Below are 23,570 nucleotides of genomic sequence, written 5' to 3'. Positions count from 1 at the left end.
GCGGTCAGTCGCGGGGGGTCCGTGCGGCCGTGACCAGGCGGCGGGTATACGGATGCTGCGGCGTGCTGACGATCTCGGCCGCGGATGCCTGCTCGACGATCCGGCCTGCCTCCAGCACCGCCACGCGGCTGCACCCGGCTGCCACGACACCGAGGTCCCGGGAGGCCACGATGATCGAGAAGCCGTTCTCGCGGCGCAGTTCTCGGTAGAGCTCCAGAACGGCGGACTCGGACTCGGCATCGAGCGTGCCGGTGGGTTCGTCGAGGATCAGGAGGTCGGGAGAGCAGGAGACCGCGTCGGCGATCAACACCCGCCGCAGCGCGAGCGGGTCGAGTTGGGCCGGCAGTTGCAGTGACGTCGCGCGGGGATCGGGCAGGCCCACCTGGTCGAGCAGCTCCAGCACACGCCGGGCGGCCGCTCTGCGGGACAGGCCGCGCTTCGTGCGCAGGGGACGGGCGAGCTGACGGCCGATGGGCCGATCGAACACGAGGCCCGTGCGCTCGTTCGCAGGCACGAAGGCCAGGCTCGTTCCGCGCAGCCGAGTGAGCGAGCGCGGCGAGGCCCCGACCAGTTCCTGGCCGGCGAGCAGGATCGAGCCTGCCGAGACCACCGCTGGTGCGGGCAGCCGGCCCGCTATGGCCAGGGCGATCTCGGTCGCCCCGGAGCCGGCGACACCGACCAGCCCGATGACCTCGCCCCGCGCGATGGAGAGGGAGATGCCGGTGGCCAGCGGCGGGGCATCCGTTCGGCCGCCAGCGGAAATCTGGAGGCCGCGCACGTCGACCAGGGCCGAGGCACGGAAACGATCGGAGGGAATCGGCTCGTCCCCGGCTGCCGAGTGCGGGGACCCGGCGGCGGAATGCGGATGCCCGTCCGCTGGATCCCACGAGCGGAGGAATGCGCTCACGACTTCCCCTTCCACCCTGACTGCTGCCCTATGCTTTTTTACTGTATGCAATCCAGATGTATTCCCACGGCCAGAAGCCCGGGTTTTGCGGAGTCTCACCCGAATTGGGGGCACTTTTGCATACAACTCGAACGTTTTGCAGTCGAAGTGCTCCAGCGATGTCGGGCCGCTACGCTCCCAGCCTGATTGACCTCTTCACCGGATATGCCGCGACCGCACGCCGCGTGATCGGCTGTCGGTACACGGGCGCCGTCGGAGCGTCGTACAGCGAGGCACCCACCGGTCCGAGCCGAACCAATTCGACGGAGATTTTGGGGGAAGAGCGCTTTCTCGGCCTGTTTGGGGTCGTTCTGGGCAATATCTCCGTCGAATTCGTCCCAGTCTCGGCCCAGCACCCCGGCGCCCCTGCCATGACTACGAGTCGAAGCCGAGGCCCAGCGCGTCGAGTGTCTTCAGGATGGCATTGCGCCGGCCCCTGTTGTGGTCGGCGCGGTCAAGCGACCAACGCGTGGTCTGGATTCCCATCGAGGCGAGGGGCTCGGGAGGGAACGGGAGTGGCCGCCCGCGCACCATCTCGAGCTGCGTGCGCTCGGTCTGCAACCCGGCCAGCTGATCGAGCATGACCAACGCCGCAAAGTGGGTGGCGGCCACGCCGAGTCCGGTGAACCCGGCGGCGTAGCTGATCCGCCCGCCGCGAGCCGTGCCGAAGAAGGCGCAGAATTGCGTCGACGTATCGATGGCACCGGCCCACTGGTGGCTGAACCGCAGCCCCGCCAACTGCGGGAATGTGGTGAAGAAGTGGCTGGCCAGCCGCTGGAAGCTCTCCGGTCGGTTCTCGTAGCCGCTCCGCACCCGGGCGCCATAGTGATAGATCGCGTCGTAGCCACCGAAGAGGATCCGGTTGTCGGCGCTCAATCGGTAGTAGTGGAACTGGTTGGCCAGGTCACTCAGACCCTGCCGGTTCTGCCAATTGATTGCTGCGAGCTGGTCGGGGGAGAGCGGCTCGGTCATCAGCACGTAGTCGTAGACGGGCACCGTGGACAGACGGTTGCGGGCGAGCAGCGAAGGGAACACGTTGGTCGCCAGCGCGGTCTTCTGCGCGCGCACCACCCCCGAGGCTGTGCGCAGCCGCGTGCCCTGTGCCGGCGAGAGTCCCTGCGTGTCCAGGTGCTGCACCGGGGTGTGCTCGAAGATCTCGACGCCGAGCTCGGTGGCCACGCGGGCGAGTTCGGTCGCGAGCTTGCCTGGGTGCACGAGCGCGTTGCTGCGCTTGTGCCAGATGCCGGCCAGGTAGGTGGGCGAGCCGACCTCAGCGCGCAGCTCGGCGGCATCCAGGAACACGCTGTCGGTGCCGGTCGGTTCCTCGCGCAACCAGTCGACCTGGTGCTCCTCGATGGCCAGGTCGATGGCGCCCGTGCGCTCGAAGTCGCAGTCCAGCCCGAGTTCGGCGACGGCCCGTTCGATCTCGTCGAGGTTCTCGAGGCCCAGCTCGGTGAGTCGGGCGATCTCTTTCGGCCAGCGGCGTTGCCCATTCTCCTCGCCGTGGGTCAGGCTGGCCTCGCAGAAACCGCCGTTGCGTCCCGACGCGGCCCAGCCGATTGTGCGCCCCTCGAGCAACACCACGCGCGCGCCCGGGTCGCGCTGTTTGGCGCGCACGGCGGTCCAGAGGCCGAGGTAACCGCCGCCGACGATGGCGAGATCGCAGTCGAGGTCAGCCGTAAGGCGCGGATAGCCGGTCTGCGGCGACACGTCGTCTAACCAGAACGGCGCGGAGCAGGTAGCGGCGAGGGCTCCCGCAATGACGGATGCGGCGGGTCGGGCCCGCTCGAATATGGTCGTGCCCACGGATGGTCCTTTGTTCGTCGCGACGCTGCTACCCATTCATCATGACAGCCGGAGCCTGTCGGTGGCCAGGCCCGTAAGTCTCGTGGGTGCACTCGCAGGGTGCACCCGCGGGCGCACCCTGTGGAAGCGGGCGCACGTTATAACCTGCGCCTGCTGCTACAGGGTGCGCCGCGGCGGTCGAAGTCTGCGCCTGCCATCGCCGCCCTGATCAGCTCACCGGCGCGTGCGCCTCCAGGAACTGAAACACCTCGGTCTGGTCGACGCCGGGGAAGGTTCCCGTGGGCAGCGCGGCGAGCAGGCTCGTCGGCGTGCGCGCGGCGGGCCAGGACTGGCCGGACCAGCGCTCCGACAACGCATCGGGTGCGCGCCGGCAGCACGACTCGTCGGGGCACCGGGACACGGCACGGTTGCCCGTCTCGCGCCCGCGGAACCACTTCACGTGCGAGAACGGCACTCCCACGCTGACCGAGTAGTCGCCCTCCTTGGCCTTCTCGATGCGGGAGGTGCACCAGAATGTCCCGCTCGGAGTGTCGGTGTACTGGTACCAGGGGCTGAACCGGTCTGCCACGTGGAAGACCGTGCGCGCGGTCCAGCTGCGGCACACCGTCGTGCCCTCGATTGCCCCGAGCGCGTCACTCGGGAAGCGCACGGCATCGTTCTCGTAGGCCTTGATAATGGTGCCGGACTCGTGCACCTTCATGAAATGCACCGGGATGTCCAGGCGCGCGGTGGCAAGGTTCGTGAACCGATGCGCGGCCGTCTCGTAGGAGACCGCGAACGCGTCGCGGAGGTCCTCCATCGAGATGCGGCGCAGGCTCTTCGCCTCGGTGAGCAGCTTCACGGTGTCTTTCTCGGGCAGCAGGATGGCCGCGGTCAGGTAGTTGGTCTCCACTCGTTGGGACAGAAATTCCGCGTAATTTCCGGGTTCCTCGTGCCCACAGAGCAGGGTGGCGAATGCCTGCAGGATGGGCGAGCGGGAGTCGCGCGAGGCCGACTGCTCAGTGGGCAGGTAGATCCGCCGGTTGCGCTTGTCGGTCACCGAGCGGGTCGAGTTCGGCAGGTCGCCCACGTAGTGCAGAGAGTAGCCGAGGTGGGTGGCCATATCGGCGACCACCTGGTGGGAGACCGGGCCGCTCGTGTGCCCGACGGCGGTAAGCAGCCGTTGCGCCTCGGCCTCGAGTTCCGGAAAATAGTTGTCCCGGGCGCGCATGGTCGCCCGCAGTTCCACGTTCGCGCGCCGGGCCTCCTCCGGGGTGGCCGCGCGCTCCCGGTGCAGGCGCAGGATTTCGTTGTGCAGGCTGAGCAGGGTCTGCAGGGTTTCGTCACTGGTTCCGCGGCCTACGCGGAAGTGCGGCAGTCCGAGCGCCGTGAACACGGGGCCCCGCTGGGCTCGCTCGACGGCAATTTCCAGCGCCGCCCGCTCGGACGGGGCATCCGTTTTCAGCAGGTCGTCGACGGTGGTGCCGAGCGCGGCCGCGATGGTGAGCAGCATCGACAGTCGCGGCTCGCGTTTGCCGTTCTCGATCATCGAGACCTGCGAAGGCGCTCGGTCGACGGCGGCGGCGAGGGCATCGAGCGTCATGCGCTTGTTCGTGCGCAGTTCACGGATGCGCCGTCCCAGGGTCAGTGCATCGAGCCCGGCCTCTTCGGTGGGGTCCGCGGAGAAGGAGGGGCGGAGGGCGGGATCGACGGTGACCATGACCCCATGTTCACACACCCAGGCAAGAACTTCTCCCAGGCAGAAGAAAAGTTGTTCTTCTGTTGCCGCTGGAGCGGTGCCGCACGGTTGCCTGGTCCAGAGTTGGAAACAGGCAAGCAAAGACGCTCTCCCAGGCGGCGCCAGGCCAGCAGCACTCCCACTCACGTTTTGAAGGAGATCAGCCCATGAATACCCCGCCCGTGGCGACATCCGACCAGGTCCAGGCCGTCAGGCCCACCACGAACACCGGCAGCTTCGCCACCATCCAGCCGCACCTCGAGATCACCGGCGATCTCGGCGCGCGCTACGACGAAATCCTCACTCCCGAAGCGCTGGTGTTCCTGGCCGAGCTGCACGACCGGTTCGCCGGAACGCGGCAAGACCTGCTGGCGACGAGACTGCGCAAGCGAGTGGATGCCGCTAACGGGCGCGACCCGGGATTCCTCACCGAGACCGCGCACATCCGTCGTGACCTCACCTGGAGTGTTGCGGGGGCCGGCCCCGGGCTGGTCGACCGTCGGGTGGAGATCACTGGACCGACCGACCGCAAGATGGCTATCAACGCCTTGAACTCGGGCGCGAAGGTGTGGCTCGCCGACCAGGAGGACGCGACGAGCCCGACCTGGGCGAACGTCGTCGAGGGGCAGCTCACCCTGTTCGACCAGGTGCGCGGACAACTCAGCTTCACCAGCCCGGAGGGCAAGGAGTACACCGTTACGGGCGACGCCACCGGCGCCACCCCCACCATCGTGATGCGCCCGCGCGGATGGCAGCTGGTGGAGAAGAACCTGACCTTCGTCGACCGCGCGAACCGCCGCACGAATGCGTCCGGCAGCCTGGTCGACTTCGGGCTGTACCTCTTCCACAACGCGCAGCGCCTGATCGACAGCGGCGTGGGTCCCTACTTCTACCTGCCGAAGCTCGAGAGCCACCTCGAGGCCCGACTCTGGGACGACATCTTCAGTCACTCGGAGGACCGTCTCAGCATCCCGCATGGCACCATCCGGGCCACCGTGCTGATCGAGACCATCCAGGCCGCCTTTGAGATGGAAGAGATCCTCTACGAGCTTCGCGAACACTGCGCCGGACTGAACGCGGGGCGCTGGGACTACATCTTCAGCATCATCAAGACGTTCCGCACCCGTGGCAGCCGGTTCGTCTTCCCCGACCGCAAGCAGATCACAATGACGGTTCCGATCATGCGCGCCTACACCGAACTGCTGGTCTCGACCTGCCACCGACGCGGGGCGTATGCCGTGGGTGGCATGAGCGCATTCATTCCGAACCGGCGTGACCCCGAAGTCACCCGGCGTGCGCTGGAAGCGGTCGCCGCCGACAAGAAGCGCGAGGCAACGGATGGCTTCGACGGCACCTGGGTGGCACACCCGGACCTGATCCCGACGGCCCAGGCCGAGTTCGACAAGGTGCTCGGCGACAAGCCCAACCAACTGCACCGCACTCGGGACGACGTGAGTGTCACGGCTGCCGAGTTGCTCGATGTGGAATCCATCGGCGGCGAGATCACCGAGGCCGGTGTGCATGACAACATCAAGATCGGGCTGCGGTACATCGAGTCCTGGCTGCGCGGGGTCGGCGCCGCGGCCATCGACAACCTGATGGAGGACGCCGCGACCGCCGAGATCTCCCGTTCGCAGCTCTGGCAGTGGATCCACCTGGGCTCGGTCACCGCCGAGGGCATCCGGATCGACGAGACCTGGGTCGAGGAGCAGCTCGTCGAGGTTTACGAGGCTCTCAAGCGCACGCCCGATGACCGGTTCGACGACGCGCTAGAGGTGTTCCGGGCATCCGCGCTCGAGCCCGAGTTCCCGACCTTCCTCACCGTCGGCGCCTACGCCCGTTACCTGTAACCTTTCTCCCCCGTTCGCGAGAGCGCACTATATGCCCGTTCAGTTCTGCTGGAGGGGCATATTCTGCGCTCTCGCGTGCAGTGGTGGGGTGGTGGGGCGTCGGTAAGGTGAGTGGGTGATCGAGATTCGCAGAGCCACGACGACGGATGCCGCGGTGCTGGCCGAGCTGGCCGCAGCCACCTTTGCGCTTGCCTGCCCGCCGCACACCACGGCGGAGGCCATTGCGGTGTTCCTGCACGACGTGCTCGCGGAGGCCAACTTCGACGCCTACCTGGCCGACCCGGAGCGCGTGGTCCTCGTGGCCGAAGAGAATGGCGGACTGCTCGGCTACACCATGCTCGTGTTCGCGGAGCCCACCGACGCCGACGTGCGCTCGGCCATCGGCATCCGTCCCACCGTGGAGTTGAGCAAGTGCTATCTGCGGGCCGAGACGCACGGCCGCGGGGTGGCCGCGGCGCTGATGACGGCGACGCTCGATGCCGCCCGGGAACGCGGGGCGGCCGGCAGCTGGCTCGGCGTCAACCAGGAGAACGCGCGCGCGATCCGCTTCTATGAGAAGAACGGGTTCGCCACGGTCGGCGAAAAGCGTTTCCTGGTGGGCGAACGGTACGAGGACGATTACGTTCTGGAGCGCGCGCTCTAGGTGGTTCCGGCCACGAATGACGCCTCTGGCCTCAGACGTGCTTCGGCCGCGCGTCAGCCGTGCGCTTCGGCCGCCGTGCCGTACGCGGTCTCCCCGGCTGCGCGAGCAGCGATCGCCTGATCTTTCATACCCTTGATCTGTTCGTAGGCGGCGAGGGCAGCCCGCCTCGTTTCGCCGAGGTCGACGATCGGGGCCGGATAGGCGTCCGTGCCGTATTCGGGCACGTTCTGACGGATGTACACCGCGTGGGGGTCGAACTTCTTAGCCTGCAATTCCGGATTGAAGACCCGGAAATAGGGCGCGGCGTCTGCGCCGGAGCCGGCCACCCACTGCCAGCCGAACGGGTTGCTCGCGGCATCGGCGTCGACGAGCGTGTCCCAGAACCACTGTTCGCCGAGCCGCCAGTCGATCAGCAGGTTCTTGATCAGGAACGACGCCGTCACCATGCGCACACGGTTGTGCATGCTGCCGGTTCGCCAGAGTTCGCGCATCCCCGCGTCGACGAGGGCGATCCCCGTTCGGCCGTGCTGCCAGGCCTCCAGCACCCGTTCGTCGAGTTTCGGCCAAGGGAAGGCATCGAACTCCGGCCGCAGGTTGACGGTCGCGATCCGGGGACTGTTGAACAGCACGTGGTAGCTGAATTCCCGCCAGCCGACCTCGGTGAGGAATCGGGTCGCACTGGCCTGGGCGGTGCCGGTCAGGCCGATCCGGGCCTGCTCGGTCGCATGCCATATTTGGAATGGACTGATCTCGCCCCAGCGCAGGTGCGGTGACAGCCGCGAGGTGACGGTCTGGGCCGGTTCGTCCCGCTCCGTGCCGTAGCGGGCGAGAGACTCATGCAGGAAGGTCGTGAGCCGACGGTGAGCGGATTCCTCGCCGGGCTGCCAGGTCTCGCGCAGCCCCGCGGCCCAGTCCGGTCGCGTCGGCAGCAGCTCCCAGCGCTCGAGCTGGTCCGAGGCGATCGGGCCGGAGAACCCGGGGAATGACTCGGGCGTCGCAAAGGGTGCGCGCGGCGGCGGACCGGCCGTGCAGGCTCGCCAGAAGGGCGTGAACACCGAGTAGGTGCCGCCCTGACCGGTCTGGATCGTCCACGGCTCGAACAGGAGTGACCCGGCGAAACTGCGAGCCAGGATGCCGCCTGCGGTGAGGCTCGACTTGATCCGGGTGTCCACCTCGCGCTCGGCCTGGCCGTAGCGCCGGTTCCAGAACACGGCGTCCGCGCCGACGGATGCGGCGAGCTCCCTGATCGCGTCTTCGGCCGGTCCCCGGCGCAGCGTCAACCGGCCGCCGAGGCGTTCCAGCGAATCGGCCAGCGAGGTCAGGCTCCCGTGAAGCCACCAGCGGGCCGCGCCGCCGAGCGGCCGGATCCCGGGGGACTCCTCGTCCAGCACGTACACCGCCACGATCGGCCGACCGCGCTCCAGCGCTGCCGTGAGGGCAGGGTTGTCCGCGAGGCGCAGATCGTCGCGGAACCAGACCAAGGAGGGACCGTCGCCGCTCACGGCCGCGCCTCAGCGTTGCCAGCAGAACCAGAACCAGAAGCAGAAGCAGCGCCGCTCGAAGCGCCCGGGGCATCCGTCACCCGCAGCACGATCTTCCCCCGCGTGTGGCCCTCCTCGATCAGGCGGTGCGCGGAGGCGCCGTCGGCCAGATCGAACACCCGGTCCACGTGCACCCGCACGCTGCCGTCGTCGATCAGCTCCGTGATGTAATCGAGCACGCCGGCGTCGGCGGCCACTTTGAAGCCGGTCGCACGGATGCCCCGGGCCGCGGCTTCCTCCGCCATGGTCGGCCAGCTTCCGGTCGGGGCGTTCACCAGAATGCCGTCCGGCCGCAGCACGGCAAGCGACCGCGTGCCGGTGTTGTCGTGCACGTTGCCGACAAGGTCGATGACCGCATCCAACCCGGAGAGCACGTCGTCGAACCGGGTCTGGGTGTAGTCGATGACCTCGTCCGCGCCGAGTTCCCGCAGGAAGCCGACGTTGCGGGTGGACCCGGTGGCGATCACATGGGCGCCGAAGGCCTTGGCGAACTGCACGGCGAAGTGGCCGACGCCGCCGCTACCGGCGTGGATGAGCATCCGTTGCCCGGGCGCAGCCGCGGCAAGGTCCACGACCATGCCCCACGCGGTGAGGGCCGCGACCGGCACGGCTGCCGCTTCGACGTGGCTGAGGCGCGCCGGTTTGCGGGCCACGCTCAAGCTCGACACTGTCACCAGCTCGGCGTAGCTGCCAAGGGTGCGGGGCACTCGGGCCATGCCGAAGACCTCATCGCCGGGTTGCAGGGGGAACGCTGCGTACGGTGCGCTGATAACGACGCCACTGAAGTCCAGGCCGAGAACGGCCGGGTAGGCCGGGATGACCGGGGCGACGCCGCCGCCCGCCCGCGTCTTCGCGTCGATCGGGTTGACGCCAGCGGCGACGACGCGCACGAGGAGCTCGTCGAACACCGCCGTCGGCGCAGGGACCTGGGCCACGTGTAGTTCATCGGGCGTCCCGGGGTGGTCGATGACGAGGGCTCGCATGGTCGGTGGCAGATTCGTGACGTTTCCCATCTGCCTATTCTCCCCCGCGGCGCTGTGGTTTGCGGGCGTGTGGGGCCCTCGATTTGGGGGTGGCCTTCGGGGCGCCGGCCCCACAGTGGGGCTGGCCGGGAGGGGCCTCCGGCGCATAGTCTGTCCTCTCAAAGGGGGACCACCCCGATGAACGGCGCGAGACCTTCGGTTGCCGCTCATCCGGTCTCCCCAGGACTCGGCATCATTCACGCCGAGCCCGCCCGCTGAGCCCGGCACGGGTATGTCACGGATGAGTCGTGCCGCACCCGAAGCGGCACGAACTCGCCCGTTGTGCTGCGGCGACACGTCGCCGGAGAGCCGCATGCACTACCCGGCATGCGGCTGTCCCGGCGGCGACCGACCGCTCGGGCAGTAGTCAGACGCGACCGACCGGCGGTCCTGACGTGGTCTGCTGGTTGAGTAGGGCGATCAGGTTGTTCGCATAGCCCACCAGGATCGCGATCTGGTCTTCGTCACGTTCGACCCAGCGGCACTCGGGCTCGGCGTTCACGGGCACGAAATCCTGGTGCTGTTCCCAGACGAGAAGGGTGCGCTCGGCGCCAAGCACGTATTGCTGCCACCACACCTGACGCAGGTACGAGCGCGGGATGCTGCGCCATGCCTTGCTTGTGGTCTTGATCTCGGCCAGCTCGAGGCCGTCGGCACCCGAGCCCGTGCCGGGGCCCACGCCATCCGGAGTTGCCAGGTGACGCCTGTGGTCCGACGCGTGGAACAGGGCGGTGCTGGGCTCGATGCCGTACCGGCGCTGAACCCAGGCGGCGATCTCCGGTTCCCGGGCGCGGCCATGGTCGGTGTAGCTGTTGCCGCTGAAGCTGCTGCCGTTCAGCTTGTCGTAGACCGCGGTCTGCAGTGATTTGGGGGTGGCTAGCTTGGCGACATCCGTTGCCGTGATGCCCTGGGCACGGGCGCGCAGCCAGGCCACCCGGTCGGTGGAGTCGGCGACGATGCGGGCTAGGTGCGACGCGGCGACCGGAGGAGAGGCCGGAATGACGAAAGCCCGCGACGGATGCTCCTCCTCGTGAAACAAGGAGAGCATCTGGTTTGTCACTATTCCATTGTGCCCGTTCGCCGGGCCTGCCCACGCCGGGCGACGACTGTGTCGTGGCTGGTCAGCCGTACGGACGGATGCCGTGATTCTTCACAGGAGAGAGAGGGGTGGCACATAGCCTTTTCATAGCAAACATCCGGATACTGAGTGACTATGAGTGCCAGCGAGAACGATCGAGCGGTCCGTGCACCGCGCCTGACCAAGGCGGATGGCAGTCCCATCCGAGTGCTGGTGGTCGACGACGAGCCCACGCTCACCGATCTGCTCTCAATGGCGTTGCGCTACGAGGGCTGGGAAGTGCGCACCGCCGGCGAAGGGCGCCAGGCGCTCAACATCGCCCGTGAATTCCGGCCCGATGCGATTGTGCTCGACATCATGCTGCCCGATATCGACGGCCTGCAGGTGTTGCAGCGCGTGCGTGCTGACGGTCAGGAGACTCCGGTGCTCTTCCTCACCGCGAAGGACTCCCTCGACGACCGACTCAAGGGGCTGACGGCCGGCGGCGATGATTACGTCACCAAACCGTTCAGCCTCGAGGAGGTGGTGGCCCGGCTGCGCGGGCTCATCCGCCGGTCTACCCACACCGTGGCGGATTCGCTGGATCCCCGGATCACCGTGGGTGACCTCACCCTCGACGAGGACAGCTACGAGGTGTTCCGCGGGGCGGACTCTATTGAGTTGACCGCCACCGAGTTCGAATTGTTGCGCTTCCTGATGCGCAACCCTCGGCGCGTGCTGAGCAAGGCCCAGATCCTGGACCGGGTGTGGAGCTACGACTTCGGCGGCAAGTCCTCCGTCGTCGAGATCTATATCTCCTATCTGCGTAAGAAGGTCGACGCCGGCCGGAAACCCATGATCCACACGGTGCGCGGCGCCGGTTACATGCTGAAGACCGCTTCATGACCCCACTTCTCTCCCACCGGCCAGGGGAGGGCAGGGCCGGCCGAACGCGCGCCCCGTGGACCCTCCGCCGTTGGCTCGTGCTCGCTGTCGTCGGCCTGCTCACCCTGGTCAGCGTCGGCATCGGCTTGGTCAGCGTCGCAATTCTCCGGGCCTCCCTGATCGATGGGCTCGACCAGCAGCTCGCCTCGGCCTCGGGGCGCTCTGGCACCGTGATCGACGTGCGGCGGGATGTGAACGTCGTGGGCGGCGAGGTGTACTACTCCCCGACGGCGCAGATGATCCTGAACGGTTCGGCTCAGCAGCCCGGAACCCTCGCCCTGGTCTACGACGGCTCGACCGTGACGGCCGGCTACACCGAGGAGGACAGCGGTGAGATCTCCACGCTGACCACCGACCAGGTGCAGATCCTGGCCGGGGCCATGCAGGAATCCACCGCGGTGACGGTCGACATCGGTGGCGACGCCGGCGCATACCGGGTCCGCGCGGACACGAACCGCGACGGCACCCTCTATCTGGTGGGACTGCCGCTGTCCGGGGTGCAGAGCACGGTCACCCAGCTGGGCATGATCATCGCGGTCGTGTCCCTGGTCGGCATCCTCGTCGCGGCGTTCCTGGCCACCTGGATCGTTCGCCTCGCGCTGCGCCCCCTGGTGCGGGTGACCGAAACGGCCGCTCGGGTGTCCGAGCTCCCGCTCGACCGTGGGGAGGTCTCGCTCGTCGAGCGCGTTCCCGCGGCCGACACGGACCCCCGCACTGAGGTCGGACGTGTCGGCTCAGCCCTGAACCGGATGCTCGACCACGTCGATGTGGCGCTGGAGACCCGCCAGGCCAGCGAGCGCAAGGTGCGCCAGTTCGTCGCCGACGCCAGCCACGAGCTGCGCACGCCGCTGGCGTCGATCCGCGGTTATGCCGAGCTCACCCGCCGCTCCGACCAGGAACTGCCGCCGGACGCGCTGCATTCGCTGGGCCGGATCGAGTCGGAGTCGGTGCGCATGACGGGCCTGGTCGAAGACCTTCTGCTGCTCGCCCGCCTCGACGAGGGGCGGGAGCTGGATCGCCGACCGGTCGATCTGACCAGCCTGCTCGTGGACGTCGTCAGCGATGCCCACGCCGCCGGCCCTGGCCGGGTGCTCAATCTCGTCCTCCCCGACGAACCGGTGGAGGCCGTCGGCGACGCCGAGCGGTTGCACCAGGTGCTCGCCAACCTGCTTGCCAACGCTCGCATCCACACGCCCCCCGAGACCACGGTCGACGTGGCCCTCTCCATTGCGGGTGATCGCGCCGTCGTGACTCTGACGGATGACGGCCCCGGCATTCCTGAGAACCTTCAGTCCACCCTGTTCGAGCGTTTTGCCCGCGGCGACAGCTCGCGCTTCCGCGGAACGGGCAGCACCGGTCTGGGCCTGGCCATCGCCCAGGCGGTCGTGGCCGCGCATCACGGCGAGATCGAGGTCGAGAGCCGTCCCGGCCGCACCAGGTTCCGCGTATCCCTCCCGCGCACCTGACTCCGCCGAGCTCCGTGGTTGGTCGAACCCCACATGACACTCACCGCACGCCTTGCGGCTAATTCAGGAGATTTGCGCGGCCGATCCGGACATCCGTGCGGATACCGCACTGCTCCGTGGCTGCCGGCCAACCCGGGTGCCGGATGTCCTGAGTTGGCCACACCGGGGACGGCTCAGCTGGGATTCACCGACGGCGAACGAGCCGCGCTCGCCGACCACCGGGCGCTACGGAGTATTGAGCTGGGCGAGCAGCGCGGTGAGCCGATGCAGGTCCTCGGGCGAGAAGCGGCTCAGCCGCCGGTGGATGATCGCCGTGTCGCCCGTGCGCAGTTCGGCGAGTTTCCGCACCGCGGTCGGGGTCGCCGCGAGGAACCGGGCGCGCCCGTCCTCCGAATCCACCTGCGTTTCGACCAGCCCGAGCCCGCAAAGCAATTTTGCCTGCCGGCTGATCACGCTCTTGTCCACGTAGAGGGCGTTCGCGACGGCGCTCGCGTGCATGGGCCCGCTCCGGCAGAGCAGGCGCAGCAGTTTGAGCCCGAAGGGCTGCAGGCTCGGGTCGATGCAGAGCGCGGCGTCGCGCATGCTGGCCCGGATATGACCGGCCAGGATGCTCATCTCCTGCTCCACCTCGGCGATCGCCGCCGCCGTGTCGGAAGCGGTCTCGGGTGCCGCCGGGTTCGTCATGGTCACAGACTACTGACGCGTCGCCTGAGCCGGGACGCTGCCTGTCTCGATCAGCAAGTCCTCGGCGTCCTCGAGCTCACGGTGACCGTCGGTGGCGGTGTTCTCCGCGTGGGCGCGCGCGATCGCGCTCTGCTCACCGAGCGAGGTATTGGGCAGCAGCGACACCATCACGAGTGTGATCACCGCCAGCGGGGCGCCGAGCAGGAACACGGTGCCCACGCCGGAGCCGTAAGCCGATTCGACCAGCAGGCGGAGGGCGTCCGGAAGCGCGTTGATGTGGGGGATGGCCCCGGACCCGAGGGTCTCGGCGGCTGCCGCCTGGTTGGCCGGGCTGAGCGAACCGACGCCGTCCTTGACCTGCTGCGCCACGATCGTGCCGAGAACGGATCCCAGCACTGAGACGCCGACGGTGCCGCCGAGGCTGCGGAAGAAGGTCACCGCGCTGGTGGCCACGCCCAGGTGGCTCACCTCGATCGAGTTCTGCACCACGAGCACGAGGTTCTGCATCAGCATTCCGAGGCCCGAGCCGAGGACGAACATGAAGACGCCGACGAAGACCAGGCTTGTGCGGTAGTTCAGGGTGCCGAGCAGCAACAGGCCCGCGAGCACGAGCACGCTGCCCGAGACGATGATCGACTTCCACTTGCCGGTGCGGCTGATCCGGGAACCGAAGAACGTCGACGAAATCAGGAGCCCGCCCATCAACGGGATTGTGAGCAGCCCGGACTCGGTCGGCGTCGCGCCCCGCGCGAGCTGCATGTATTGGCTGAGGAACACCGAGGTGCCGAACATGGCCACGCCGACCGAGATGCTGGCGATGGTGGCCAGCGTGAAGGTGCGGTTCCGGAACAGGCCCAGCGGGATGATCGGCTCCGGCGCCCGGAACTCCACGACCACGGCCAGGATCAGCAGCAGGCCCGCGCCGAGAACCATGGCGAACGAGGTGACGGATGCCCATTCGAACTGGCTTCCAGCCAGGGTCACCCAGATCAGCAGCAGCGAGACGCCCCCGGTGATCAGGACGGCGCCGAGGTAATCGATCCGTACCACACGCTTGATCCGTGGCGGAAGGTGCAGCGTGCGCTGCAGCAGCACGATAGCGACGATGGCGACAGGCAGGGCGATGAAGAAGTTCCAGCGCCAGCCGAACGCATCCGTCACGACCCCGCCGAGCAGGGGGCCGCCGACCGTGCCCACGGCCATGACGGCGCCGAACAGGCCGGCGTACTTGCCTCGGTCCCGGGGGCTGATGATGTCGGCCATGATGATCTGGCTGAGCGCCGCGAGCCCGCCGGCACCGAGTCCCTGCAGCACGCGGAATGCGATCAGGGTGCCCGTGTCCTGGGAGAATCCAGCCAGCGCCGAGCCGATCACGAAGACCGCGAGTGCAAGCTGGATGAGCAGTTTGCGGTTGAAGAGGTCGGCGAACTTGCCCCAGATCGGCGTGCTCACGGTGGTGGCGAGCAGGGTCGCCGTGATCACCCAGGTGTAGGCGGACTGGTCGCCGCGCAGGTCGGAGATGATGACCGGCATGGAGGTGGCGACCACGGTGCCGGCCAGGATCGAGACGAACATGCCCAGCAACAGTCCGGACAGGGCCTCGAGCACCTCGCGCTGGGTCATGCTGCCGTCGGCGGAGATGGCACGTCGGGTCGAGGCGGGTGTGGTGGTGCGCTGGGCGCGGGACATGCGACTCCTGAAGATTGTTGACAAGCTGCAACTATATGCATGTAGTGGACATTCGTCAACTACTTTCTCCGCGCATCGACGGTGGTTCGTCACGGATGTCGATTTGCGCCGGGCATCCTCGTCGCGTAGCGTTGGGCAAAGCCAAAGACCGCCGGTTATTGCCATGTAGAAATACAGGGGCAATCGAAGGTTCATTCACGTGAACGGCCCGCGCAGGATTCGAAGTCAGACTGCATTCCCCTGGAATGTGTTCCCAGCTCCGGCGCCTGCGCTGGAGCTTTTTTCATGTCTGCTCCCCGGGCTACCGGCACATGAAACCAAGAGGAGCGCCATGGCGAACAAGGAAGCAACGGTCGCCGAGCTTACGGAGAAATTCCAGAGCTCGACCGCCGTTCTGCTCACCGAGTACCGCGGTCTCACTGTTGCGCAGCTCAAGTCGCTGCGCGTTTCCATCAGTGCGGACGCCACGTACGCCGTGGTGAAGAACACGCTGACCAAGATTGCGGCCAACAACGCCGGCATCACGTCGTTTGACGACGAGCTTGTCGGTCCGTCCGCAATCGCATTCGTTCACGGAGACCCTGTCGCCGTTGCGAAGACCCTGCGTGCCTTCACCAAGGCAAACCCTCTCCTGGTGGTGAAGGGCGGTTACTTCGACGGTAACCCGCTCACCGCCGCAGAGGTAGGCAAGCTCGCCGACCTCGAGTCCCGCGAAGTGCTGCTGGCCAAGCTGGCCGGCGCATTCAAGGCCTCGCTGTTCGGAGCCGCATATCTGTTCAACGCACCACTGTCGAAGGCTGTTCGCACCATCGACGCGCTGCGTGAGAAGCAGGAGTCCGCGAACTAGGCATCGGCCTGGCATCGCGGTGAGTAACTAAGAAACTATAGGGAGAAAAATCATGGCAAAGCTTTCCACCGAGGAATTGCTCGAACAGTTCAAGGGCCTCACCCTCATCGAGCTCTCCGAGTTCGTCAAGGCGTTCGAGGAGACCTTCGAGGTCACCGCTGCTGCTCCGGTCGCCGTTGCCGGCGCTGCTGGTCCCGCTGCACCCGCTGAAGAGGTCGAAGAGCAGTCCGCTTTCGACGTCATCCTCGAGGCTGTCGGCGACAAGAAGATCCAGGTCATCAAGGTTGTGCGCGAGCTCACCAGCCTGGGCCTCGGCGAGGCCAAGGCCGTCGTCGATGGCGCGCCGAAGGCCGTCCTCGAAGGCGTTTCCAAGGAAGCTGCCGAAAAGGGCAAGGCTGCTCTCGAAGCTGCCGGCGCCACCGCAGCCCTCAAGTAGTCGGGGCCCCGCAAGGGGTTCTGTTCTCTTCGAGAATGCGTGACGGCGCAAGCCGTCAAGACGAAGAAGGCGTCGCATCCAACGGATGCGACGCCTTCTGTCGTTAAGGCCGGTACAATACATAGCCCGGCTATGTATATACTCGACGGATGCCTGCTGCCCTCTCCGAAATCCTGGGTGACCTGATCACGGTCAACCACCGGCTCACCCGTCTGGCTGCCTACGCGGCGCACGATTCCGAATCTCCCGCCATCTGGCGCACCCTGAGCGTTCTTCGCCAGACCGGCCCTATGCGGCTGGGTGACCTCGCGGTGCGCAGCCGGGTGTCGCAGCCCACCGCCACCAAGCTCGTCAGCCACCTGGCCGCGCGAGGCTGGACCACCCGGCAGCCCGACCCGCTCGATGCTCGGGTTGCTCTCACGTCGATCACGCCGGCAGGTGAGGCTGCGCTCACCGACTGGCGCCGCCGGCTGGGCCTGGCACTGCTCCCGGCGTTCGCGGATCTGCCGACCGCCGACATCGAGACCCTTGAACGCATGATCGGCATCCTGCGCGACCGCGTCGATCGCACCGAAGTTGGCGATCGCAGGGAACTCGCCGCCGACGGGGTACCGGCATGAGCCGTCCAGAGCGCAGCATCCTGCACCAGCCGACCGCGGTCTGGGCGGTTGCATTCGCCTGCGTCATCGCATTCATGGGCATCGGCCTGGTCGATCCCATCCTTCCGGCGATCGCGCGGGATCTGCAGGCCTCTTCCACCGAGACGGAGATGCTGTTCACCAGCTACCTGCTGGTCACCGGGATCGCAATGTTCTTCACCAGCTGGTTGTCCAGCCGCATCGGCGCCAAGCGCACTCTCTTGATCGGGCTGGCCTTGATCATCGTCTTCGCGGCGGCCGCAGGCCTCTCGCAGAGCGTCGAATCGGTCATCGGGTTCCGCGCGGGCTGGGGACTGGGCAATGCGCTGTTCATTTCCACCGCGCTGGCCACGATCGTCGGGGCTGCCGCGGGCGGCACGTCGTCGGCGATCATCCTCTACGAAGCGGCGCTGGGGCTCGGCATCGCCATCGGGCCGCTGCTCGGCGGGGTGCTGGGCAGTCTGAGCTGGCGGGGCCCGTTCTTCGGCAGCGCCACATTGATGGCCGTCGGATTCGTGGCCATTGTCGTGATGCTGAAGCGGGAACCCGCCCGCCCGGAGCCGATTCGGCTGTCGGCGCCGTTCCGTGCGCTCGCGCACCCGGGACTGAGGGTTCTGGCCGCCGCGGCCTTCTTCTACAACATCGGGTTCTTCGTGCTCCTCGCCTATACCCCCTTCGCCCTCGTGCCGCTCGGGCTCGCCGATGCGCGCACCCTCGGCCTCGTCTTCTTCGGCTGGGGTGTCGCCCTCGCGGTCACGTCGGTCGGGGTTGCTCCCGCGCTGACCAGGCGGATGCCGCGCACGCGCGTGCTCTGGATCGTGCTTCCGCTGTTGGCGCTCGACCTGGTCGCAGCGGGCGTGTTCGTCGCGTCCGCCGTCGGGCTGGTGGCCTGCGTGATTGCCGGCGGGCTGCTCCTCGGCGTGCTCAACACCGTGCTGACCGAATGCGTCATGGAGGCAACCGACCTTCCTCGAGCGGTGGCGTCCTCCTCCTACTCCGGGGTGCGCTTCCTCGGCGGGGCCATCGCGCCGCCGGCCGCGACGCTGCTCGCGGCAGCAGTCGGGCCCGCGACGCCCTTCCTCGCGGCGGCCGGGGCCGTTGTCGTGGCCGTGCTTATCCTGATCCTCGGCCACTCCCACCTCGGCCGAGTGAACGGAGCGGTCGCCGGTCTCAGCGGGCTCGAGGAGGCCGCTGCCATCGGCTCCGGGGACAGCTGACGGGGGCCGTCCGAGGCCGACCAGGGAGTCGCCCGGCGGCCGGTCAGGCTCCGTGCGGCGGCCTCGGCCCGCTCGTGCTCGAGCGGATGACCAGGTTCGTCGGCAGCACCGTGAGGTGCTCGTCTTCCTCGCCCGGCGTGGGCGTCTCCAGTTCGGCCAGGAGTGAGAGCACCGCCAGGCGGCCCTGCCGCCGGGGGTGCTGCTCGATCGTCGTCAACCGGAACATGTCGGCATACGGATGCCCGTCGATACCGATCACGGACAGGTCCGCCGGCACCTGAATGCCCAACTCCCGTGCGGCGACGATCAGCCCGATGGCGATCTCGTCGCTCGCGGCGAAGACTGCGGTGGGACGCGTTCGGGGGTCGCCGAAAACGGCCAATCCCACCTCGTAGCCGCCAGGCATCGTGAATTCGCAGGCGTAGAACGAGCCGGACCCCTCGGGCAGTAGACCGGCCTCCCGCATGGCGGAGTAGAACCCGGTGAGCCGGTTGCTGTGCACCTGGAAGTCCATTTCGTCTTCCTTGCTCCCGCCGATGTGCACGATCTCGGTGTGGCCGAGGCTGAGGAGGTGCTTCGTCGCGAGCCGGGCGCTGGCCACGTCGTCGATGGCGATCGTGTGCACGCCGCGGATCGGGCCGCCGATGCCCACGAGCGGTCGGCCCAGGCGGTGCAGCAGAGTGACTTCGTCGTCACTGAGGGCCACTCCCACCGAGATCACGCCGTCGAACCGCTTGCGGGCCAGGAAGTAGTCGAATACCCGTTCCCGCTCCGGGGAGGGGGCCGGCAGATTGTAGAGGGTCATGTCGTACCCCTCGTCCAGCAGTGCCTGCTCCATGCTCTCCAACACCTCGGAGAAGAACCAGCGGCTGATGAACGGAATGATCACCCCGATACTCTTGGTGCGTCCCGTGACCAGGCTGGCGGCATTCGGGGAGGCAACGTAGCCGATCTCCCGGGCTGCCTCAATGACCTTGCGCCGGGTCTCCTCCGACACATAGCCCCGACCGCTCAGTGCCCGAGATGCGGTGGCCTTCGCAACGCCGGCGAGGCGTGCGACATCCGCGATTGCGCTCATTCCAGCCTCCGCCCTTGGATCCGTTCCGATTACTGTACAGCTCTCGGGCCGTCGCTGGAACCGGTTCCATGAAATGTGCCTGATTTGGCGGCGATGCACGGCGCTCGGCGACGAACCTCTTCCAGGGGAGCGCGATCTTGGCCATTCCGTGACAAAGACGGTCTTGCGATTCGCTTGTCGGTGCCGTAGCTTGTCGTGTGGAACCGGTTCCTTATCTGATCGTTTTCAGCACACAAGCAGCACCTGCAGCACCTCGGTGTCCTGGGGAATTCCTTTCGCACACCGCCATCACTCAACGAGGAGGAAAAATGCGGTCATTCCACCGCCGTCTCACAGCACCCATCGCTATTGCGGCGATAGCCGGTTTGACCCTGGCCGGTTGTTCCGGCGGTCCCGGCACCACGAACTCCGAGGCCGGCGCGGAAGGTGACGGTTCCGTCAGCGTCTACGGCACCATCGGTGACACCGAGGCCAAGCTTCTCGAAGAGTCCTGGGCGGCTTGGGAAGAAGAGAACAACATCGACATCCAGTACGAAGCCTCAAAGGAGTTCGAAACCCAGATCGCCATCCGCGCCCAGGGCGGAAACGCTCCGGACATCGCGATCTTCCCGCAGCCCGGACTGATGGCCGACCTTGCCAGCCGCGACTACCTCAAGCCCGCCCCGAAAGCCGTCGAAGACAACGTCGACGAGTTCTGGTCCGCGGACTGGAAGGCCTACGGCACGGTCGGTGACACGTTCTACGGCGCGCCGCTGATGGCCAGCGTCAAGGGCTTCGTCTGGTACTCCCCGGCCAAGTTCACGGAGTGGGGTGTCGAAGTTCCCGAGACCTGGGACGACCTCCTCGCGGTGACCAAGACCATCCAGGAGAAGACCGGCACCGCCCCGTGGTGCGCCGGATTCGGCTCGGGCGACGCCAGCGGCTGGCCGGGCACGGACTGGGTCGAAGACCTCGTCCTGCGTCAGGCCGGCGCGGAGACCTACGACAAGTGGGTTGCCAACGACATCCCCTTCACGGACCCCGCGATCAAGTCCGCCTTCGACTCCGTCGGGGAGATCCTGCTGAACCCGGCCTACGTCAACGCCGCATTCGGCGATGTCCGCTCGATCAACAGCACGCCGTTCGGTGACGTGGCCACCCCGCTCGCCGATGGAACCTGCGCGCTGCACCACCAGGCATCCTTCTTCGACGGCTTCATCACGGATGCCGGTGGCGAAGTCGGTCCCGACGGTGACGTCTGGGCCTTCATCACCCCGGGTGAAGAGGCAGGCAGCCAGGCCGTGACCGGTGGTGGCGAGATCGTCGCCGCCTTCGCTGACGACGCCGACACCCAGGCCGTTCAGGAATACCTCTCCAGCGATGACTGGGCCAACAGCCGCGTCAGCCTCGGTGGAGTCATCAGCGCCAACTCGGGTCTTGACCCGGCCAACGCGAAGAGCCCGATCCTTCAGGAAGCCATCAAGATCCTTCAGGACCCGGAAACCACCTTCCGCTTCGACGGTTCCGACCTGATGCCCGGCTCCGTGGGCGCCGGCACCTTCTGGAAGGGAATGGTCAACTGGGTCAACGGCACGTCGACCGACGAGGTGCTCACCAGCATCGAAGCCGGCTGGCCGTCCACCTAGTCCCGATCGGTCACCAGCAATGCCAGCACTACCAGCACTGAAGCACTGAAGCACTGAAGCACTGAAGCACTGAAGCACTGAAGCACGTGCAGTAACAGCACTGACGGTGCGGGTCGCCTGCCTTGAAAACGGGCGACCCGCCCCCCTGCTGGTGTACCGTGGCGGTAGTTTTCCGCCCCACCAGCGAACCGCCCCACCAGCGAACACTGTGAGTCCGCAGTCGTACTCGAGAGGTTTCACATGTCGGCATTCCTTGCCTGGCTGGCTGACTTGCCGCCCCTGGTGCAAGTCCCCATCATCATTCTCGCGTTCGTGGCCCTGGTGGCCGCGATCCTGTTCTTCGTCGAGATCGCACCGCGCAAGGGGACCGTCTACACCGTCATCCGTCTCGCCGTCTGCGTCGCAGCTCCGATGCTCATTCTGTTGGCCGCCGGATCCTACTGGTGGGCGACCGCCGCGGCCGCCGTCCTCGGCGGTGTCTTCTTCATCGTCGACTACCGGTCGCGAGCCGGCGCCGGCTACCTCTTCCAGCTCTTCGGATTCCTTTCACCGGCCATCCTGCTCCTCGTCGTCGGCCTCATCATCCCCACCATCCAGACCACGGGGCAGGCCTTCATGAACTCCCGCGGCACCGAGTTCATCGGCTTCGACAACTTCGTCTGGGTGTTCACCCAGCCCGAGGCCATCCGCACGGTGCTCAACACGATCGTCTGGGTGCTCATCACCCCGCTCGTGTCGACGGTCGCCGGTCTGGCCTACGCGGTCTTCATCGACAAGAGCCGCGGTGAGAAGTACTTCAAGATCATGGTCTTCATGCCCATGGCCATCTCCTTCGTCGGAGCGTCCATCATCTGGCGCTTCATCTACACCGCCCGCCCGGCCGACCAGAACCAGATCGGCCTGCTCAACCAGGTCGTGGTGTGGTTCGGGGGCCAGCCGGTCGACTTCCTCGCGAACGCACCGTGGAACACCGTCTTCCTGATCGTCGTCCTGATCTGGGTGCAGACCGGTTTCGCCATGGTCGTGCTGTCCGCGGCCATCAAGGGCGTACCCGCCGAGCAGATGGAGGCCGCCGAACTCGACGGCACCAACGCCTGGCAGAAGTTCACCAACGTGACGGTCCCCGGCATCCGCAGTGCCCTGGTCGTTGTGCTGACGACGATCTCCATCGCCTCCCTCAAGGTCTTCGACATCGTCCGGACCATGACCGCAGGCGCCAACGACACCAGCGTCATCGCGAACGAGATGTACACGCAGTTCAAGAACTTCGAGCAGGGCCGGTCCGCGGCCTTCGCCGTGATCCTATTCCTGCTGGTGCTCCCGATTGTCGTCTACAACGCCCGCCAGATCCAGAAGCAGAGGGAAATCCGATGAGCGCGATACTTCCGGTTGAGCTCCCCGACGAAGCCACCAAGAGCCAGATCCGCCACGGCGAACGCCGCCAGGAAACGTCAGCGGCCAAGCGCACCAAGAAGCGGCTGACCAGCAGGGGCGCCACCGTCGCGGCCCTCGTGATCGCCGTGCTCTGGACCATCCCGACCTTCGGACTGTTCGTCTCCTCGTTCCGCCCGGCGCAGGAGGTGCGCACCACCGGCTGGTGGACGCTTTTCTCGAACTGGGGTCTCACCCTCGACAACTACAGTGACGTTCTGCAGGCCGGCAACAGCCAGCTGAACCTGGCCGGCGCGTTCGTCAACTCGATCGCGATCACCCTTCCCGCCACGCTGCTGCCGCTGATCGTGGCCAGCCTGGCCGCCTATGCTTTCGCCTGGATCGACTTCCGCGGCAAGAACGTGCTCTTTATCGCGGTCTTCGCGCTGCAGATCGTTCCGCTGCAAATGGCCCTCGTCCCGCTCCTGCAGTTCTTCTCCCAGGGTGAGATCTTCGGCATCCCGGTGGTCACCGCCATCAGCGACGCCGGCGGCTACTCCCAGGTGTGGATCGCGCACACCATGTTCGCCCTGCCGCTGGCCATCTACCTGCTGCACAACTTCGTGTCGGAGATCCCCGCCGACGTCATCGAAGCGGCGCGGGTCGACGGCGCGGGGCACGGGCAGATCTTCTTCCGGATCGTGCTGCCGCTCACCATGCCGGCGATCGCATCCTTCGCCATCTTCCAGTTCCTCTGGGTTTGGAACGACCTGCTGGTGGCATTGATCTTCGCGGACGGCGCGGTCGCCCCGATGACCAAGCTGCTGGCCGAGATCACCGGCAGCCGCGGTCAGGACTGGCATCTGCTCACGGCCGGCGCGTTCATCTCGATCCTGGTTCCGCTGCTCGTGTTCTTCTCCCTGCAGCGCTACTTCGTGCGCGGCCTCCTGGCCGGCTCGACCAAGGGCTAACCGCTGAGCGACTGTGCCCGT

At 67.0% G+C, this 23,570-nt stretch carries 20 protein-coding genes; 11 read left to right on the top strand and 9 right to left on the bottom strand.

What is annotated here, in order from left to right:
* Positions 1-4: 4 nt before the first annotated feature.
* The 3 genes from E3O65_RS09570 to E3O65_RS09560 form a co-directional block, all read right to left on the bottom strand.
* Entirely contained in the window at positions 5-907 is a 903-nt protein-coding gene (locus E3O65_RS09570) for an ATP-binding cassette domain-containing protein (RefSeq protein WP_166785714.1), read from the bottom strand.
* A 414-nt stretch (positions 908-1,321) separates the two neighbouring features.
* The gene (locus tag E3O65_RS09565) at positions 1,322-2,752 is read right to left on the bottom strand and encodes an NAD(P)/FAD-dependent oxidoreductase (protein WP_134363501.1); all 1,431 of its coding nucleotides are present in this window, start codon (positions 2,750-2,752) and stop codon (positions 1,322-1,324) included.
* A 208-nt stretch (positions 2,753-2,960) separates the two neighbouring features.
* Positions 2,961-4,451 carry a helix-turn-helix transcriptional regulator gene (locus E3O65_RS09560; protein WP_134363500.1) on the bottom strand — a complete coding sequence of 497 codons (1,491 nt, stop codon included), beginning with the start codon at positions 4,449-4,451 and terminating at the stop codon, positions 2,961-2,963.
* A gap of 185 nt (positions 4,452-4,636) precedes the next feature.
* Here E3O65_RS09560 and aceB point away from each other — a divergent pair, with 185 nt between their 5' ends.
* Positions 4,637-6,319, top strand: a complete 1,683-nt coding sequence (gene aceB, locus E3O65_RS09555) for a malate synthase A (protein WP_134363499.1) — start codon at positions 4,637-4,639, stop codon at positions 6,317-6,319.
* Between the two features lie 115 nt (positions 6,320-6,434).
* A complete protein-coding gene (locus tag E3O65_RS09550) occupies positions 6,435-6,962 on the top strand; it encodes a GNAT family N-acetyltransferase (RefSeq protein ID WP_134363498.1) in 528 nt (175 codons plus the stop codon).
* 53 nt (positions 6,963-7,015) lie between these two features.
* Here E3O65_RS09550 and E3O65_RS09545 read toward each other — a convergent pair whose 3' ends face one another.
* The 3 genes from E3O65_RS09545 to E3O65_RS09535 form a co-directional block, all read right to left on the bottom strand.
* On the bottom strand, positions 7,016-8,464 hold the full coding sequence (locus tag E3O65_RS09545) for a cryptochrome/photolyase family protein (protein ID WP_134363497.1): 1,449 nt from the start codon (positions 8,462-8,464) through the stop codon (positions 7,016-7,018).
* Complete coding sequence (locus E3O65_RS09540) at positions 8,461-9,516, bottom strand: NADP-dependent oxidoreductase (protein ID WP_241985631.1); 1,056 nt, start codon at positions 9,514-9,516, stop codon at positions 8,461-8,463. Before E3O65_RS09540 ends, E3O65_RS09545 begins: the two co-directional genes overlap by 4 nt.
* Before the next feature lie 376 nt (positions 9,517-9,892).
* Positions 9,893-10,585 carry a YqaJ viral recombinase family protein gene (locus tag E3O65_RS09535; RefSeq protein WP_241985630.1) on the bottom strand — a complete coding sequence of 231 codons (693 nt, stop codon included), beginning with the start codon at positions 10,583-10,585 and terminating at the stop codon, positions 9,893-9,895.
* Between the two features lie 153 nt (positions 10,586-10,738).
* Between E3O65_RS09535 and E3O65_RS09530 the strand changes: the two genes are divergently transcribed.
* Both E3O65_RS09530 and E3O65_RS09525 read left to right on the top strand, forming a co-directional pair.
* Positions 10,739-11,488 (top strand): response regulator transcription factor, encoded by a 750-nt coding sequence (locus tag E3O65_RS09530; RefSeq protein ID WP_134363495.1) that lies wholly within the window; start codon positions 10,739-10,741, stop codon positions 11,486-11,488.
* Positions 11,485-12,993 carry a sensor histidine kinase gene (locus E3O65_RS09525; RefSeq protein ID WP_134363494.1) on the top strand — a complete coding sequence of 503 codons (1,509 nt, stop codon included), beginning with the start codon at positions 11,485-11,487 and terminating at the stop codon, positions 12,991-12,993. The genes E3O65_RS09530 and E3O65_RS09525 overlap by 4 nt, the downstream gene beginning before the upstream one ends.
* A gap of 225 nt (positions 12,994-13,218) precedes the next feature.
* On the opposite strand, the gene E3O65_RS09520 is transcribed toward E3O65_RS09525, so the two are convergent.
* On the bottom strand, positions 13,219-13,677 hold the full coding sequence (locus tag E3O65_RS09520) for a MarR family winged helix-turn-helix transcriptional regulator (RefSeq protein ID WP_134363493.1): 459 nt from the start codon (positions 13,675-13,677) through the stop codon (positions 13,219-13,221).
* Positions 13,678-13,686: 9 nt separating this feature from the next.
* The gene (locus tag E3O65_RS09515; RefSeq protein ID WP_134363562.1) at positions 13,687-15,300 is read right to left on the bottom strand and encodes an MFS transporter; all 1,614 of its coding nucleotides are present in this window, start codon (positions 15,298-15,300) and stop codon (positions 13,687-13,689) included.
* A gap of 397 nt (positions 15,301-15,697) precedes the next feature.
* On the opposite strand from E3O65_RS09515, the gene rplJ reads away from it, so the two are divergent.
* From rplJ to E3O65_RS09495, 4 genes are all read left to right on the top strand, one after another.
* Positions 15,698-16,213 (top strand): 50S ribosomal protein L10, encoded by a 516-nt coding sequence (gene rplJ, locus E3O65_RS09510; RefSeq protein WP_104100771.1) that lies wholly within the window; start codon positions 15,698-15,700, stop codon positions 16,211-16,213.
* A gap of 52 nt (positions 16,214-16,265) precedes the next feature.
* The gene (gene rplL, locus E3O65_RS09505) at positions 16,266-16,649 is read left to right on the top strand and encodes a 50S ribosomal protein L7/L12 (RefSeq protein ID WP_134363492.1); all 384 of its coding nucleotides are present in this window, start codon (positions 16,266-16,268) and stop codon (positions 16,647-16,649) included.
* A 149-nt stretch (positions 16,650-16,798) separates the two neighbouring features.
* Complete coding sequence (locus E3O65_RS09500) at positions 16,799-17,269, top strand: MarR family winged helix-turn-helix transcriptional regulator (protein WP_134363491.1); 471 nt, start codon at positions 16,799-16,801, stop codon at positions 17,267-17,269.
* Entirely contained in the window at positions 17,266-18,504 is a 1,239-nt protein-coding gene (locus E3O65_RS09495) for an MFS transporter (RefSeq protein ID WP_134363490.1), read from the top strand. The genes E3O65_RS09500 and E3O65_RS09495 overlap by 4 nt, the downstream gene beginning before the upstream one ends.
* Before the next feature lie 43 nt (positions 18,505-18,547).
* Here E3O65_RS09495 and E3O65_RS09490 read toward each other — a convergent pair whose 3' ends face one another.
* Positions 18,548-19,582: a LacI family DNA-binding transcriptional regulator gene (locus E3O65_RS09490; RefSeq protein ID WP_134363489.1), complete on the bottom strand. Its 1,035-nt coding sequence runs from the start codon at positions 19,580-19,582 to the stop codon at positions 18,548-18,550.
* 308 nt (positions 19,583-19,890) lie between these two features.
* Between E3O65_RS09490 and E3O65_RS09485 the strand changes: the two genes are divergently transcribed.
* The 3 genes from E3O65_RS09485 (at position 19,891) to E3O65_RS09475 (ending at position 23,549) form a co-directional block, all read left to right on the top strand.
* Positions 19,891-21,207, top strand: coding sequence for an ABC transporter substrate-binding protein (locus E3O65_RS09485; protein WP_134363488.1), 1,317 nt, complete (start codon positions 19,891-19,893; stop codon positions 21,205-21,207).
* 240 nt (positions 21,208-21,447) lie between these two features.
* Positions 21,448-22,581 (top strand): carbohydrate ABC transporter permease, encoded by a 1,134-nt coding sequence (locus E3O65_RS09480; RefSeq protein ID WP_134363487.1) that lies wholly within the window; start codon positions 21,448-21,450, stop codon positions 22,579-22,581.
* Positions 22,578-23,549, top strand: coding sequence for a carbohydrate ABC transporter permease (locus tag E3O65_RS09475; RefSeq protein ID WP_134363486.1), 972 nt, complete (start codon positions 22,578-22,580; stop codon positions 23,547-23,549). Before E3O65_RS09480 ends, E3O65_RS09475 begins: the two co-directional genes overlap by 4 nt.
* The last annotated feature ends 21 nt before the right edge of the window (positions 23,550-23,570 follow it).

This window comes from Cryobacterium breve (genome assembly GCF_004402375.1).
GTDB lineage: Bacteria > Actinomycetota > Actinomycetes > Actinomycetales > Microbacteriaceae > Cryobacterium > Cryobacterium breve.
Note: the sequence above shows the minus strand (reverse complement) of the source record. Positions and strands in the feature narration are given on the sequence as shown.

Coding starts and splice junctions, on each gene's coding strand:
- E3O65_RS09500 (WP_134363491.1), top strand. CDS start 16,799: ATGCCTGCTGCCCTCTCCGAAATCCTGGGTGACCTGATCACGGTCAAC.
- E3O65_RS09495 (WP_134363490.1), top strand. CDS start 17,266: ATGAGCCGTCCAGAGCGCAGCATCCTGCACCAGCCGACCGCGGTCTGG.
- E3O65_RS09485 (WP_134363488.1), top strand. CDS start 19,891: ATGCGGTCATTCCACCGCCGTCTCACAGCACCCATCGCTATTGCGGCG.
- E3O65_RS09560 (WP_134363500.1), bottom strand. CDS start 4,451: ATGGTCACCGTCGATCCCGCCCTCCGCCCCTCCTTCTCCGCGGACCCC.
- E3O65_RS09475 (WP_134363486.1), top strand. CDS start 22,578: ATGAGCGCGATACTTCCGGTTGAGCTCCCCGACGAAGCCACCAAGAGC.
- aceB (WP_134363499.1), top strand. CDS start 4,637: ATGAATACCCCGCCCGTGGCGACATCCGACCAGGTCCAGGCCGTCAGG.
- E3O65_RS09480 (WP_134363487.1), top strand. CDS start 21,448: ATGTCGGCATTCCTTGCCTGGCTGGCTGACTTGCCGCCCCTGGTGCAA.
- E3O65_RS09540 (WP_241985631.1), bottom strand. CDS start 9,516: ATGGGAAACGTCACGAATCTGCCACCGACCATGCGAGCCCTCGTCATC.
- rplJ (WP_104100771.1), top strand. CDS start 15,698: ATGGCGAACAAGGAAGCAACGGTCGCCGAGCTTACGGAGAAATTCCAG.
- E3O65_RS09490 (WP_134363489.1), bottom strand. CDS start 19,582: ATGAGCGCAATCGCGGATGTCGCACGCCTCGCCGGCGTTGCGAAGGCC.
- E3O65_RS09530 (WP_134363495.1), top strand. CDS start 10,739: ATGAGTGCCAGCGAGAACGATCGAGCGGTCCGTGCACCGCGCCTGACC.
- E3O65_RS09520 (WP_134363493.1), bottom strand. CDS start 13,677: ATGACGAACCCGGCGGCACCCGAGACCGCTTCCGACACGGCGGCGGCG.
- E3O65_RS09525 (WP_134363494.1), top strand. CDS start 11,485: ATGACCCCACTTCTCTCCCACCGGCCAGGGGAGGGCAGGGCCGGCCGA.
- rplL (WP_134363492.1), top strand. CDS start 16,266: ATGGCAAAGCTTTCCACCGAGGAATTGCTCGAACAGTTCAAGGGCCTC.
- E3O65_RS09515 (WP_134363562.1), bottom strand. CDS start 15,300: ATGACCCAGCGCGAGGTGCTCGAGGCCCTGTCCGGACTGTTGCTGGGC.